Source organism: Acinetobacter cumulans, assembly GCF_003024525.3.
Taxonomy (GTDB): domain Bacteria; phylum Pseudomonadota; class Gammaproteobacteria; order Pseudomonadales; family Moraxellaceae; genus Acinetobacter; species Acinetobacter cumulans.
This window is the reverse complement of sequence record NZ_CP035934.2, coordinates 2,411,242-2,425,109: the sequence shown is the minus strand read 5'-3', so window position 1 is coordinate 2,425,109 and position 13,868 is coordinate 2,411,242. Positions and strand designations below refer to the sequence as shown.

Sequence of the window (13,868 nt, the reverse complement as noted above, 5' to 3'; positions counted from 1 at the left end):
GTATGAAGCAATTTTTAAAACCCTTTCTGCTAGTAGTGACTGCAACGACAGGAATGTTGTTGAGTGGCTGTAACTCTGGCCTTGATCCAAACACGTTTACGGTCGAACTCGATGTAATTGATACCAGTAACTGGTATGCCCAAAATCAATCCGCTACGGTATTAACGATCCGTTCTAACAGTGCAGATCCGATTGATGTGACCAATGTGCTGATCAACAACGGTGAATGCAGTTATGAAGGTTATCGCCGATCATTGGAATATCCGCAGCATTTTAAAATGGGTTTGCGTTTAAGGCTGAAATTAACCGGTTGTGGCTATGACAATGTGGTGCAGGTTGATGTCGAGACAGATAAAGGCACTGCAAGCTATAGCTTTCAATAGCGACTCTCCTCGACAAAGTAAAATTTAAATCAAACCGTGTCCTCAATGGGCACGGTTTTTTTATGCCCTCAATTCAGCTTTTCGTACCCAATTCATTTAACAAGGAATATTCAATGTCCTTAATTCAATGCCCCTATTGTCAGTCCACCCATGTCAGACAGACTGATTCAAGTCATGCAAACGCCAACTATTTCGAACAACTGCAACGCTGTATTTCACCGACACAGATGGCGCTGTTTGGCATGCAGCTTGCCAAAAAGGCAGGATTCCCGCCTTTTACAGGCGCAGCCATCGGTGTTGTGGTGGGTGGTGTATTGGTTATTGTCAGTCAGTACTGCTATGAAAAATATTACAGCAATGCCGAGCAGTATGTCTGCTTGGATTGCCAACAACAGTTTGCATGGGCGAGGTAATCACTTCTCAGCCATTGCACTGGTACATCGTTGAATAAATCGATTCTTTAAAACATCACATTACACATTCTTTTTAGGAATAATCAAAATGGCACATCAAATTGAACAAATGGCGTATGTCGGACAAACCCCGTGGCATGGTCTAGGCAATCAACTTAGCCCAAACCAACCGATTGAAGTCTGGGCCAAGCAAGCAGGTATGGATTGGCGCATTGAATCATCCAATGTCAGTTACATGGCTCAAAACTCACGTGGACAAAGCATCATCATGCCGTATGAAGAACAACGGGTACTGTACCGTTCAGATACTCATGCCCCTTTATCGGTGGTGAGTCAGCGTTATCAGGAAGTCCAACCGATGGAAATTCTGGAGTTCTACCGTGATCTAACCGAGCAATCTGGCTTTGAACTGGAAACCGCAGGTGTACTTAAAGGTGGGAAAAAGTTCTGGGCCTTGGCACGCACAGGCCAAACAGCAGAATTGAAAGGTGGGGATGTCAGCAATGGCTATATCCTGCTGGCAACAGCATGTGATGGCACCTTAGCCACAACCGCACAATTCACCAATATCCGTGTGGTGTGTAACAACACTTTAGCCATTGCCTTGCGTGGACAAAGTTCCAATGCGGGCGTGGTCAAAGTACCCCACAGTACTAAGTTTGATGCCGACAAAGTCAAAGATCAACTCGGTATTTCAGTGAAAACATGGTACGACCACATGTATGAAATGAAACAACTCACCCAGCGTAAAGTCACTCAGAAAGAAGCAGCAGCTTATTTTGATGCGGTATTTAACAACAATAGCCTAAGTGCGATGGAACAGGACGATAACATTATTCAGTACTACCGTAATGTTGCATCTCAAGCCAATCAACAGCCCAATAAAATGGAGCCCAATGGACGTGCCATGACCAAAGTCATGAATATGTTTAATGGGCAGGGACGTGGAGCAGACTTATCTTCAGCCAAAGACACCGCCTATGGACTACTTTGTGCAATCACAGAATTTGTCGACCACGAACGTCGTGCGATGAGTACCGATCACCGCCTTGATTCTGCTTGGTTTGGTGCAGGGGCAGCATTGAAACAACGGGGATTAGAGCAGGCTTTACATTTAGCCGCTTAAGCTTGATTTAATCTTTAGACTTTATCATTAGAGCATCTGATCAGCACGATCATGTGTCCTCCTGATTAACGATCCCTCTTTGCCACATCTTCGGATGTGGCTTTTTTATGCCGTTTTTTAGAACGTATTGAGATGAGGAACATCACATGAACCCAAACATGACCACAACACCAACAGTGCAGCACAGCACTTTAACTACAACCAATTCAATTGCTGTCGTTGATTCAGGACGGCTACATCCACAACCAAGCCCTTCAAAACGTAGTTTAAATGCCAAACGTCTGATCAACACCAAACAACTGGACTATCAGGCATGGCTGGAAGTGCGTAAGCAGGGAATAGGCAGCAGTGATGCCGCAGCCGCCTGTGGCTTGAATCCTTATATGTCGATGCTGGAACTGTGGCTGATTAAAACAGGACGGGTACAGCAGAATATTGATGATGAAAGCTCAGGATATGCACCTTTATATTGGGGTAAGCAATTGGAACCCTTGGTCGCAGAATACTACAGCATGCACACCAACAATAAAGTCCGTCGGGTCAATGCTGTACTGCAGCATCCTGATCCTGACAAAGCCTTTATGTTGGCGAATCTGGATTATGCCGTGGTGGGCAATGAAGACGTGCAAATACTGGAATGTAAAACCGCAGGGGAATATGGTGCCAAACTGTGGCGAGATGGTGTGCCGTTATACGTGTTGTGTCAGGTACAACATCAACTGGCGGTGACAGGCAAGCAAGCGGCACATATTTGTGTGTTGCTGTGTGGACAGGAAACCAAAATCTACAAAGTCAGTCGTAACGAAGCCCTGATTGAACAAATCATTCAGGCGGAACGGCTGTTTTGGGAATGTGTTGAAAATGATGTTCCGCCAGCAGTGGATGCCAGTGAATCGGCAGCCAAAGCTTTACAACAGCTCTATCCTGAACATACTCCACTGAGCTGTGTTGATCTAACGGAGGTCCAACTTGCCAATGAACTGTTTGATCAACTGATTAAAGAAAAGAAGCAGATTGAACAACACCAAACTCAGTTTGACCTACTTAAACACCGTGTTCAGGCACTGATGCAGGAACATGAACGTGCTGTATTTCAGCAGGGTTCGGTGACATGGAAAAAGAGTAAGGACAGTATTAGCCTAGACACCAAGTCCTTACTTCAGCACCAACCTGAACTCATCCAACAATACCCATTGCAGAAAGCAGGCAGCCGTCGTTTCAACATTTATCAAGATTAGCTCAAAGCTCAGAGTTAGTCACTCAGCAAGAAACAACCTGAAATCCCGTGCAGCCCTGCATGGGATTTTTTTTATGCCGATTTTAATTTAAGCAAATAGTGCAACACATCTAAACATATCAACGACAGAGGAATTTCAACATGATTAAAGGTCTAGCAATCACACCACCCATCTTGGGACGGATCAGTATTGGTCGTGTAATAGAAAAGAATGGCAAGCGTCTACCTGAGAAAGACGATCAGTTCACCATCACTAGTCAAATACAGGGTAAGGACGGTTGGATTAAACACCCCTTGGATGAGAAATTGCGTAGTCAAGCACCGAATCAAAAGCTGCGTAGTATTCCTGTACGTATGATCTTTAATGATCCTGAACTCAATCTTCGAGCTGAATATAGTTTATTTGACCGACAGACAGGTCGTCCGATTTGTGTGGGGAATGGTCAGACTTGCCAACGCATGACATCACAAGGTGTAGAGCAACATCCTTGTCCATCCCCCGACTTATGCCCACTTGGACAAGGCGGGCACTGTAAGCCTTATGGACGCCTGCATGTCAATTTAGGTGAAGCCGATGAGTTTGGGACTTTTATTTTCAGAACTACAGGCTTTAACAGTATTCGCACTTTGGCAGCACGTTTGAATTACTACCATGCGGCATCAGGTGGTTTGTTGTCGTGTTTACCATTGCAGCTCACCTTGCGTGGGAAAAGCACCACCCAAAGCTATCGTCAGCCTGTGTATTACGTGGATTTAACGTTACGGGAAGGTGTGGATTTGCAATCCGCGATACAGACAGCCAAGGAGATTGACCAACAAGGTAAGCAGGCAGGGTTTGATCAGGCGGCATTAGATCAGATTGCGCGGCAGGGTTTTGCCAATGCCAAGTTTGAGGTGCATGCAGAGGAGGGGATGGAATTGCTAGAGGAATTTTATCCAAACAATGACAGTGCTGCAGATACAGAGCATTCAGCGCAATTGGGCTATGTGCAGGAGATTCAGCAAGGTTTAAAGCAGAGTGTGCAAGCAGTGAATTAGATCTGTTTGGACGCCCTCGAATTATTTTTTTCGGAGCGTCCTGATTATTTGAGCGGAAGACAGCTCGCTTAAATAATTTGAAGAGAACATGTCATGAATGCATTTGTTGGACAAACCTTTCAAGTGAATCAATTGATTAACTTAAAACAAGTTGTGGAGTTAATTGATGTGTGTCGATCAACCATCTATGAAATGATCAATGAGAAATAAAAATACTATGATCATACATTTCCTCGACCTATGCGCTTAAGTGAATCTCGTATTGGCTGGTCAGCTTGGGAAATCAATCAGCGGATTGAAGCCAAGTTGGAAAGCCAGTAATGGATGGGAGCTTCGGCTCCCTTAATTTTTTTGTTATTCAGGAGTGATAATGCAGGCTTCAAAAATAGCGATCAGTCCATCTAGCCGGCAGTTGAATCCATCAATATTGGCCTGAATCCAAACTTCTTTATTGTCAATTTTATCCCATTGTACGCCATAGCCGCAGTGGGCGAGTAAATGCTCAAAGAAAATACGCTGAGTGCGTCCATTGCCTTCTCTGAAAGGGTGAATGACATTAAGTTCACAATAAAAATCAGCGATTTTTTGGATAAGTGCTGGTTTTGCTAAACCTTGAAAATAGTGCTGCTGCTCAAGTTGCTTGAAGAGCTTATTGGCTTCAATTTCAATACGCGAGAAGGTACAAAAGCGGGTATCGCCTTTGGCAATATCCACTTGTCTTAGTTCACCTGCCCAGGCATACAGGTCTGAAAAGAGCTGAAAGTGAATGGATTGCAGGTATTTGAGATCGTAAGGTGGCTCCGCATACTCAATTCGTGTGCTGGCATACTCAGTCAACTCCAGTTCTGCCTGTTGCAGAATTTTAGCATCCTGAATGTTCAGTTTGTTTTTGAGGATGTCCGAGTCGGGGTAACAGTAAATGCTGTCACCCATTTCACCATATTTATCCATAAGGAAGCCTGATCACGATTCCGAGGTCTGTGAGAATTTCTTATATTTCTGTAGAATCTGAGCTTTACTTAATGCCGGTGCGGTTGAGGACGGGTTAATGCCTTCCAGCTTTAAACTGGCTTGATAATTCTGCAAGCGCGTAGCTTGGATATATTTTTTTTTCTGTTCGTGAGTGTTTAGCATTTCGGAATTTCCTTGAACAAAGGTAATGTAAGCCTAGTTTAGCAGATGGGCTTATAAATAGGCACGACTTTCAAAAGCAGGGTTGTAGCGTTATGGTGGATGAACCTTCTATGAGAAAAATCTGAAACCAGACGACAAAATTTGTCGCTTAACTGTCATGCAATAAATGAATAATCAACAATCTGCTTTTTAAATAATATAATATTATCCAACAGTTAAAAAATTATCAGTATTATCTCTAGCAACCGAAGTGTCGCCTGATACTGATCACAGATAAGAATTCAGGAATTGATTCACCACTATGACCAACAATAACTTTTCTCAAATCGCTTCTTTCATCTGGTCGGTTGCCGACCTACTGCGTGGTGACTTCAAACAATCGCAATATGGTCGCATCATTCTGCCATTTACCTTGTTGCGTCGTCTGGAATGTGTACTGGAAGAAAGCAAGGCTGCGGTACTGGCAGAACATGAAAAAGTCTCCAAGCTGAATCTGCCAGAAGAAGCTCAAGAAAAGTTATTGCTGCGTGCCACCAATGGTTTGGCCTTCTTTAACACCTCCCCAATGGATCTCAGCAAAATGGGACAGAGTGACATCAAGGCCAACTTGAGCACCTATGTGCAAAGTTTCTCTAAAGATGCCCGTGAGATTTTTGAATACTTTAACTTCATCGAATTTGTGGGCCTCCTCGATGATGCCAACCTTTTGTATAAAGTCGTGCAAAAGTTTGCCACCACGGATCTGAGTCCAAAGAGCGTATCCAACCATGACATGGGTTTGGTGTTTGAAGAACTGATCCGTCGTTTTGCCGAAGGTTCTAATGAAACAGCAGGGGAACACTTTACCCCGCGTGACATTGTACGTCTGACCACTGCACTGGTGTTTATGGAAGATGATGACGTGCTGACCAAAGACGGCATTATCCGTACCATTTATGACCCGACTTGTGGGACGGGTGGCTTCCTGTCTTCTGGTATGGAATATCTGCATGAGCTGAACCCGAATGCCGTGATGCGTGCCTTTGGTCAGGAACTCAATCCGGAATCCTACGCCATCTGTAAAGCCGACATGCTGATTAAAGGCCAGGACGTGAGCCGGGTTAAACTGGGTAACACGCTGTCGAATGATCAACTCTCTGTCGATCAGTTTGACTACATGCTGTCTAACCCACCTTTTGGCGTGGACTGGAAAAAGATCGAACAGGACATCAAGGACGAACATGAACACAAGGGCTTTGATGGCCGTTTCGGTGCCGGCTTGCCACGGGTATCGGATGGTTCACTATTATTCCTGATGCACCTGATTAGCAAGATGCGTGATGCCAGTAGTAGTGAGAGCGGCAGTCGCATCGGGATTATCCTGAATGGTTCACCATTGTTTACCGGTAGTGCAGGCAGTGGCGAAAGTGAGATCCGTCGCTATATTTTAGAAGCCGACTTGCTTGAAGCAATCATTGCCCTACCCAACGACATGTTCTACAACACCGGGATTGCCACCTATATCTGGGTACTCAGCAATAAAAAAGCCGCTGAACGCAAAGGCAAGGTACAGCTGATCAATGCCTCAAACCTCAGTACCAAAATGCGTAAGTCGCTGGGTTCAAAACGTAACTATCTGACTGAAGCTGAAATTGCCACCATTACCCAAAATTACGGTGACTTTGTCGCGGTAGACACCTTGGCGCAGGATGGCGAAACCGAACAGCAAAAACCATTCGCCAGCAAAATCTTTGACAGTCATGAATTTGGTTACCGTCGCGTGACCATTGAACGTCCATTGCGTTTATCGGCACAGATCACGGATAGCGCGATTGCTGCATTACGCTTTGCCCCGAAACCGTTTAATGCCGTGATGCAAAGTATCGATGCGCAATTGGGCACAGCCTTTGGTACAGCGTGGACAGCAGAAACTTATGGTCAGTTGCAGGACGTGGCGCTTGAGGTGCGTGCCCTGATTAAAGCCGAGTTTCCTGAGCTAAAAGAAAAAGACATTAAAGAGGTACTGGACAGCAAAATCTGGCTATTCCAGAAAGCCCTGATGGAAAAAGCCGAGGCGTTACAAGAGGTGATTGGTACTGAGCAGTTTGATGATTTTAACCAGTTTGATGAAGTGCTGAAAAAAGCCCTGAAACAAACCGACATCAAGCTGGATGCCAAAGAGAAGAAACAACTGTTAGACGCCATTACCTGGAAGAATCCTGAAGCGGAACCGGTGATTAATAAAGTCGTGAAACAGGCAGAAAACCCACTGTATGGCCAGTTCAGCTACCAAGGTAAAGTGGTGGAGTTTGTACAGGATGGGGATTTGCGTGATGCGGAGAACATCGCACTGAATCCAAAGGTCAGTACCACAGAGCTTATTGAAGACTACTTTAAACGTGAAGTACAGCCACACGTGCCCGATGCCTGGATTAATGCCGACAAGCGCGATGAGAAAGATGGCGAGATTGGCATTGTCGGTTATGAAATTCCGTTTAACCGTCATTTCTACGTGTACCAACCACCACGTGATTTAAGCGAGATTGATGCCGATCTGGATGCGGTGAGTGCCGAGATTATGCAGCTGCTACAAGAGGTGCATTCATAATGGCAAAGTATCAGTCTTATGAGGAATATAAGGACTCAGGAGTTGAGTGGTTGGGCGCGCTTCCGAGTCATTGGACTATGAATAAATTACGGTACTTATTTTCTTTTGGTAAAGGCCTGACCATCACTAAAGAAAATCTCGTGGATGAAGGGACTCCATGTGTGAGCTACGGAGAAGTGCATTCTAAATATAGTTTTGCAGTAGATCCTTTAAAACATCATTTAAAATGCGTAGAAGAAAGCTATTTAAAAACATCACCTAACGCTCTACTGCAAAAAGGTGATTTTGTCTTTGCTGATACTTCTGAAGATTTAAAGGGTTCAGGGAATTTTACTCATTTGGTGAATGATGAAAAAGTATTTGCCGGTTACCACACGATTATTGCAAGACCTCAAGACCAATCGGTTAGCCGTTTTTATGCTTACTTATTTGATTCTCAGGAATTTCGATCACAAATTCAACTTGCTGTAAAAGGGGTTAAAGTTTTTAGCATCACTCAAGCTATGTTAAGAGCTGCCAATATTTGGCTACCATCAAAAGCAGAAAAACAAAATATAGCCAAATTCCTCGACCATGAAACCACCAAAATCGACCACCTGATTGAAAAACAACATCAACTGATCGAACTGCTCAAAGAAAAACGTCAGGCGGTAATTAGCCATGCCGTGACCAAAGGACTCAATCCGAATGTCCCGATGAAAGATTCAGGTGTGGAATGGTTAGGGCAAGTGCCTGAGCATTGGGGAATTACTCCTCTAAAGCATCAAGTAGAGACCATTAATGGTTTTGGTTTTAGCTCGAATGATTTTTGTGATGAAGGTGTACCATTTATCCGTGCGGGAAATATTAAGCAAAAAAGTATTAATAACGTTGAAATTTTCCTACCTCAAGAAATTGTTAATAAATATAAACGGGTGATTTTATCTGCAGGTGATGTAGTAATAAGTATGGTAGGGAGTGATCCAACTGTTAAAGAATCTGCTGTAGGGCAAATAGGTATTATTCCGACTCATTTTGAAGGTGCTGTACCAAATCAAAATGTTGTTATTTTAAGAGAGAAAAAATGTAATTTACTGAAAAAATATCTCTTTTATAGTTTGTGTAGTACAGCATATCGAACTCATTTAGATATTTTTAGTCATAAATTAGCAAATCAGGCAATTATCAGCTCTTCATTAATTATTAGTGCGAAATTTACGATGCCTAGAGTAGATGAACAGTTAGAAATTATAAATTATTTGGATAATCAATTATTGAAGTTTGACCAAATGATGTTAAAGGCCGAATCAGCCATTCAACTGATGCAAGAACGCCGAACCGCCTTAATCTCAGCCGCAGTCACTGGAAAAATTGACGTGCGCCACTGGCAATCGCCAACGGTTGCTGAGGCACACACGGAGTTAAGCGCATGAGGGCATCACGTTTCTTAAACAACTGCTATACACAAGGCTATTGCATAATGGCCCACTATCATGCACTATACGCTCAACAACACCCGACAAGGCTAGGCAAGCAATTGCATCCTCAAACTGTCGGGTTACTTGTTTCTAGCGCCCTAAAAAATATAACAATCAGGGCAAGCCACCCATGAAGCCTTTCAATAAGCCTGCCAAAACCTTTGCTGAACAAATCGAGCTATTAAAAGCGCGTGGCATGCAGTTTGTTAACGAGCAAGATGCACAATTTTACCTAGAGCAAATCAATTATTATCGCTTAGGTGCCTATTGGCTTCCTTTTGAAAACACCCATTCACCGCATTGTTTTAAACCTCATACCAGTTTTGAGCAGGTGCTTGAACTGTACATCTTTGACCGTGAATTAAGGCTACTTATCCTAGATGCCATAGAACGTGTAGAAGTGGCGATCCGTACCCGTTTTGCGTATGAACTGGCACATCGGCATGGCTGTCATGCCTATCTGCAAAGTCAGTACTTTAAACCTACCTTTAGATGGTACAGCTTACTCGAATCACTGAAAACTGAAGTTTCCCGGGCAGATGAGGTCTTTATAGAACATTATAAACGTACCTATGATGATCCTGAATTACCACCGATTTGGGCGGTGTGTGAAGTCATGAGTTTTGGTCAACTGTCTAAGTGGTATCAGCTCTTGGCACCGATTCAGACACGTAAAGCCATTTCCAGTCATTTTGATTGCGATGAAAAACAGTTTGAAGGGCTATTACAGCATTTTGTTTATTTAAGAAATATTTGTGCGCATCATGCCAGATTATGGAATCGTAAATTGACGAAAACGATTGCACAACCTCGCAGCAAGCCAGCAGGTTTAAAGCCGCAATGCAATTTTGATCAAAGTATTTCAGCAGACAGAAAACTTTATAACAGCCTAGTTTTTTTATTGCATTTCATGGATAAGATTGCACCAAAGCATACATGGCGTAATCGCTTACTCCATCTGTTACGCACGCACCGCAACATTTCTAAGACATGGATGGGATTTCCTGGACAGTGGGAAAGATATCCCATTTGGCAAACAGATCAAATCTAATGAATGACGGAGCCATACTGGCACACAATATTGACCAACCCATGCCGACCGTCAGTGTGGCAGGTGTGATTTGAAAAATTCATTTTATTTATAAAGATTATGCAGACACTGTCTGCAAAATGCAGTTTTTTGGGGGAGGCATCATGGACGCAACTTTAGAAAGCATTTTTCAACAAGATATCGTGGCGCAAATGCAAAGTCACGGTTGGATTATCGGCCCAGCACAAGGCTACAACCGTGAAACTGCCTTGTATGAGCAGGACGTACTGGATTTTGTGCAACAAACCCAAGCACAAGACTGGCAAAAGTTTCAGCGCATCTTTCCGCAAGATACCGAACGGCATTTTCTAGAAGCCGTGGTTGCCCAGCTGAAAAAAGCCGACATCAATGCCACTGATGAACAGTCACGTAGCTATGGCACTTTAGGTGTGCTGCGTCACGGAGTGAAAACCCGCAGCGCACGTTTTTTCCTGTGTCAGTTTAAACCAGAACATGCGCTGAATCCCGATACCTTAGCCAATTACAAAAAGAACATCTGCCGCATTGTGCCAGAGCTGGTCTATAGCCCGTATGCTACGGCTGCCGAGTTACAGGACATGGGCAAACAGGCCAAGAAATGGCGCATTGACCTGGTGCTGTTTATAAACGGCTTTCCTGTGGCAACACTGGAACTCAAGTCCGAGTTTAAACAGGCGGTGCAGAATGCCATGTTGCAGTACAAACGTACCCGCTTGCCGAAAGATCCAGAAACCAACAAGCCTGAACCCTTGCTGATGTTTAAGCGTGGCGCATTGGTACACTTTGCCGTGAGTCAATACGAAGTCTATATGGCGACCCAACTGGCCGGAGAAGATACTTTCTTCCTGCCATTCAATAAAGGCACGCATGACGGTGGCGCAGGCAATGATGTGCCAGAAGACCAGAATCAGTACGCCACCGCCTATCTGTGGAATGAAGTCCTCACACCGGACAATTTGCTGAATATCATTGGACGTTTTGTCCATCTGCAAATTGAAGAAAAAGAAGACTGGGAAGGACGCAAGTACAAAAAAGAACTGCTGATCTTCCCACGTTACCACCAGTGGAATGTGGTCACCAAACTGATCAATGCCACCTTAGAGGAGGGCACTGGACAGAAATATCTGATTCAGCACAGTGCAGGTTCAGGTAAGTCCAACTCGATTGCCTGGACAGCACATCAGCTGTCGACCCTGTACGATCAACACAATCAGAAACTGTTTGATTCGGTGATTGTGGTCACGGATCGTACCATTCTGGATGCCCAGCTACAGGACACCATCTACCAGTTTGAACATGCCGATGGCGTTGTCGGACGCATCAACAACAAAGAAGGCGATGGCTCCAAATCGGAAAAACTGGCCAAGGCACTGGAAACCTCACAGCCGATTATCATTGTGACCATCCAGACTTTCCCCTTTGTGCTGCGTGCGATTGAAAACAGTACCAATCTGAAACAGCGACGTTATGCGGTGATTGCCGATGAAGCACATTCTTCACAAAGCGGCTCTACGGCACGACAACTCAAAGAAGTGTTGATGCTGGAAGAGCGCGAAGAGGATGCTGAACTGTCTTCGGAAGATATTCTGGATGCGGTGGTGGCTGCACGTAAGGGCAGTAATAACCTCAGCTACTATGCCTTTACCGCGACACCGAAAGACAAAACCCTGCAACTGTTTGGCCGTGTACCCAATCCTGAGCTACCCCCATCCAAGCAAAACAAGCCGGAAGCCTTCCATGTTTACTCCATGCGCCAAGCCATTGAAGAAGGCTTTATTCTGGATGTGCTGAAAAACTATACCAACTATAAAGTGGTGTATAAGCTAAAACAGAAAATTGAAGAAGCCGACAAACAGGTCGATGCCAAAAAAGCTAAGATCCGACTGAATCAGTGGGTGCGCCTGCATGACCACAACATTTCTCAGAAAGTGAAAGTCATTGTCGAACATTTTAAAAATAACGTGATGGGCTTATTGGGTGGACAGGCCAAAGCCATGGTGGTGACCAGTTCACGTAAAGAAGCGGTGCGTTACAAGCTGGCCTTTGACAAATACGTGACGGATCAGGGCTATAAGTCCATTCAGGCTATGGTCGCATTCTCGGGTGAGGTTGAGTTTAATGACAAGGATACCGACAGCAGTGGTTTAGTCGGGCAGACCTTTAATGAACGCAACATGAACCCGGGACTGAAAGGGCGGGAAATGCGTAAGGCCTTTGATAGTGATGACTATCAGGTGATGCTGGTGGCCAACAAGTTCCAGACTGGCTTTGACCAACCGAAACTGTGTGCCATGTACGTGGACAAGAAACTTGGCGGTGTTGAGTGCGTACAAACTTTGTCACGCTTGAACCGTACCTATCCGGGCAAAGCGGAATCTGGCACCTTTGTCTTGGACTTCTTTAACGATCCTGAAGACATTCTTGGGGCCTTCCAGCCTTACTATCAAACCGCAGAATTAGCCGATGTTTCCAATCCGGATCAGATCTTTGACCTGTTTGAAAAGCTCAAAGCCACCAAGATCTTCCTCTGGACGGAAGTCGAGCAGTTTGTAGAAGCCTTCTTTACCAAGAACAAATCCAATGCTGCGATCAGTAATATCTGCAAACCGGCGGTTGAACGCTGGCAGAAACGTTATAGTCAGGCCATCGAAGCCTATAACACCACCCGAGACATGCTGGAACGCTGCAAGAAAACCAATGATGCGGTGCTGATTGCCAATGCCGACAATGCCTTTAAAGAGGCCAAGCTTGAAAAAGACAAGCTGGAAATCTTTAAAAAAGACTTGGGAAGCTTTACTCGTTTTTACGAGTTTATGTCGCAGATCGTGGACTACGATGACAAAGAACTGGAAAAACTTAGTCTGTATGCGCGTAACCTGCGTCCATTGCTGCGTGAAACCGCAACGAAAGATGATGAGGTGGACTTAAGTAATGTCAGCATGAGCCATTACCGCTTGTCCAAGATCCGTCAGCAGGACATCAAGCTGAAAGAAGATGCCGAAGATTTTAAGCTGGAACCGGGCAATGACCTCGGTGCAGCCAAGCCACGCGATAAGAAAGAAGAGTTCCTGTCACAGATTATAGAGCGTCTGAATGATGTCTTTATCACTGATAACCTAACCGATAAAGACATGCTGAACTATGCCTATACGGTACGTGACAAGCTGGCGGAAAATGAGATTGTGATGAAGCAGATCGCCAACAATACCCGTGAACAAGCCATGCTGGGTGATTTCCCGAAAGCGATGGATGATGCCATTCTTGGTAGCAGTGCCGCACATCAGGAACAGATGATGCAGTTACTTTCTGATCCGGCGAAGGCCAGCATCTTTGCTAGAGTGATCTTTGATATGTTGAGCAGTCCAAAATGACCGCTATATTAACCAAGGGGGGTCAGTTTTTAAATGCCGTTAGGGGGGCATTT

General features: G+C 44.6%; 11 protein-coding genes and 1 pseudogene. 10 read left to right on the top strand and 2 right to left on the bottom strand.

Translation table 11 applies throughout. The features are described 5' to 3' along the window. Nucleotides 1-2: 2 nt before the first annotated feature. The 6 genes and pseudogenes from C9E88_RS11540 to C9E88_RS11515 all read left to right on the top strand — a co-directional run bounded on the left by C9E88_RS11540 (nt 3) and on the right by C9E88_RS11515 (nt 4,518). Nucleotides 3-383, top strand: coding sequence for a hypothetical protein (locus tag C9E88_RS11540; RefSeq protein WP_106985859.1), 381 nt, complete (start codon nt 3-5; stop codon nt 381-383). Between the two features lie 113 nt (nt 384-496). Next, nucleotides 497-796 carry a hypothetical protein gene (locus C9E88_RS11535; RefSeq protein ID WP_004692366.1) on the top strand — a complete coding sequence of 100 codons (300 nt, stop codon included), beginning with the start codon at nt 497-499 and terminating at the stop codon, nt 794-796. An 88-nt stretch (nt 797-884) separates the two neighbouring features. Beyond that, nucleotides 885-1,922 carry a DUF932 domain-containing protein gene (locus C9E88_RS11530; RefSeq protein WP_106985860.1) on the top strand — a complete coding sequence of 346 codons (1,038 nt, stop codon included), beginning with the start codon at nt 885-887 and terminating at the stop codon, nt 1,920-1,922. A 146-nt stretch (nt 1,923-2,068) separates the two neighbouring features. Then, nucleotides 2,069-3,160 (top strand): YqaJ viral recombinase family nuclease, encoded by a 1,092-nt coding sequence (locus C9E88_RS11525; protein ID WP_106985861.1) that lies wholly within the window; start codon nt 2,069-2,071, stop codon nt 3,158-3,160. 140 nt (nt 3,161-3,300) lie between these two features. Then, nucleotides 3,301-4,197: a recombination directionality factor gene (locus tag C9E88_RS11520; RefSeq protein WP_106985862.1), complete on the top strand. Its 897-nt coding sequence runs from the start codon at nt 3,301-3,303 to the stop codon at nt 4,195-4,197. A 93-nt stretch (nt 4,198-4,290) separates the two neighbouring features. Next, nucleotides 4,291-4,518 (top strand): annotated as a pseudogene (locus C9E88_RS11515) (helix-turn-helix transcriptional regulator). Nucleotides 4,519-4,551: 33 nt separating this feature from the next. Here the strand turns inward: C9E88_RS11515 and C9E88_RS11510 are convergent. Together C9E88_RS11510 and C9E88_RS11505 are read right to left on the bottom strand one after the other, a co-directional pair. Continuing rightward, nucleotides 4,552-5,148, bottom strand: a complete 597-nt coding sequence (locus C9E88_RS11510; protein WP_075696208.1) for a putative adenosine monophosphate-protein transferase Fic — start codon at nt 5,146-5,148, stop codon at nt 4,552-4,554. A gap of 12 nt (nt 5,149-5,160) precedes the next feature. Continuing rightward, complete coding sequence (locus C9E88_RS11505; protein ID WP_075696209.1) at nt 5,161-5,331, bottom strand: YhfG family protein; 171 nt, start codon at nt 5,329-5,331, stop codon at nt 5,161-5,163. A gap of 301 nt (nt 5,332-5,632) precedes the next feature. On the opposite strand from C9E88_RS11505, the gene C9E88_RS11500 reads away from it, so the two are divergent. The 4 genes from C9E88_RS11500 to C9E88_RS11485 all read left to right on the top strand — a co-directional run bounded on the left by C9E88_RS11500 (nt 5,633) and on the right by C9E88_RS11485 (nt 13,815). Beyond that, a complete protein-coding gene (locus C9E88_RS11500) occupies nt 5,633-7,918 on the top strand; it encodes a type I restriction-modification system subunit M (RefSeq protein ID WP_106985863.1) in 2,286 nt (761 codons plus the stop codon). Continuing rightward, nucleotides 7,918-9,330, top strand: a complete 1,413-nt coding sequence (locus C9E88_RS11495; RefSeq protein ID WP_106985864.1) for a restriction endonuclease subunit S — start codon at nt 7,918-7,920, stop codon at nt 9,328-9,330. The genes C9E88_RS11500 and C9E88_RS11495 overlap by 1 nt, the downstream gene beginning before the upstream one ends. A 175-nt stretch (nt 9,331-9,505) precedes the next feature. Then, nucleotides 9,506-10,426 carry an Abi family protein gene (locus C9E88_RS11490; RefSeq protein ID WP_106985866.1) on the top strand — a complete coding sequence of 307 codons (921 nt, stop codon included), beginning with the start codon at nt 9,506-9,508 and terminating at the stop codon, nt 10,424-10,426. A gap of 143 nt (nt 10,427-10,569) precedes the next feature. Beyond that, the gene (locus C9E88_RS11485) at nt 10,570-13,815 is read left to right on the top strand and encodes a type I restriction endonuclease subunit R (protein WP_106985867.1); all 3,246 of its coding nucleotides are present in this window, start codon (nt 10,570-10,572) and stop codon (nt 13,813-13,815) included. Nucleotides 13,816-13,868 lie beyond the last annotated feature (53 nt).

What these genes read in the sequence shown, in the direction of transcription:
- C9E88_RS11525 (WP_106985861.1), top strand. Translation starts at nt 2,069, where the DNA reads ATGAACCCAAACATGACCACAACACCAACAGTGCAGCACAGCACTTTA.
- C9E88_RS11535 (WP_004692366.1), top strand. Translation starts at nt 497, where the DNA reads ATGTCCTTAATTCAATGCCCCTATTGTCAGTCCACCCATGTCAGACAG.
- C9E88_RS11505 (WP_075696209.1), bottom strand. Translation starts at nt 5,331, where the DNA reads ATGCTAAACACTCACGAACAGAAAAAAAAATATATCCAAGCTACGCGC.
- C9E88_RS11510 (WP_075696208.1), bottom strand. Translation starts at nt 5,148, where the DNA reads ATGGATAAATATGGTGAAATGGGTGACAGCATTTACTGTTACCCCGAC.
- C9E88_RS11500 (WP_106985863.1), top strand. Translation starts at nt 5,633, where the DNA reads ATGACCAACAATAACTTTTCTCAAATCGCTTCTTTCATCTGGTCGGTT.
- C9E88_RS11490 (WP_106985866.1), top strand. Translation starts at nt 9,506, where the DNA reads ATGAAGCCTTTCAATAAGCCTGCCAAAACCTTTGCTGAACAAATCGAG.
- C9E88_RS11530 (WP_106985860.1), top strand. Translation starts at nt 885, where the DNA reads ATGGCACATCAAATTGAACAAATGGCGTATGTCGGACAAACCCCGTGG.
- C9E88_RS11485 (WP_106985867.1), top strand. Translation starts at nt 10,570, where the DNA reads ATGGACGCAACTTTAGAAAGCATTTTTCAACAAGATATCGTGGCGCAA.
- C9E88_RS11540 (WP_106985859.1), top strand. Translation starts at nt 3, where the DNA reads ATGAAGCAATTTTTAAAACCCTTTCTGCTAGTAGTGACTGCAACGACA.
- C9E88_RS11495 (WP_106985864.1), top strand. Translation starts at nt 7,918, where the DNA reads ATGGCAAAGTATCAGTCTTATGAGGAATATAAGGACTCAGGAGTTGAG.
- C9E88_RS11520 (WP_106985862.1), top strand. Translation starts at nt 3,301, where the DNA reads ATGATTAAAGGTCTAGCAATCACACCACCCATCTTGGGACGGATCAGT.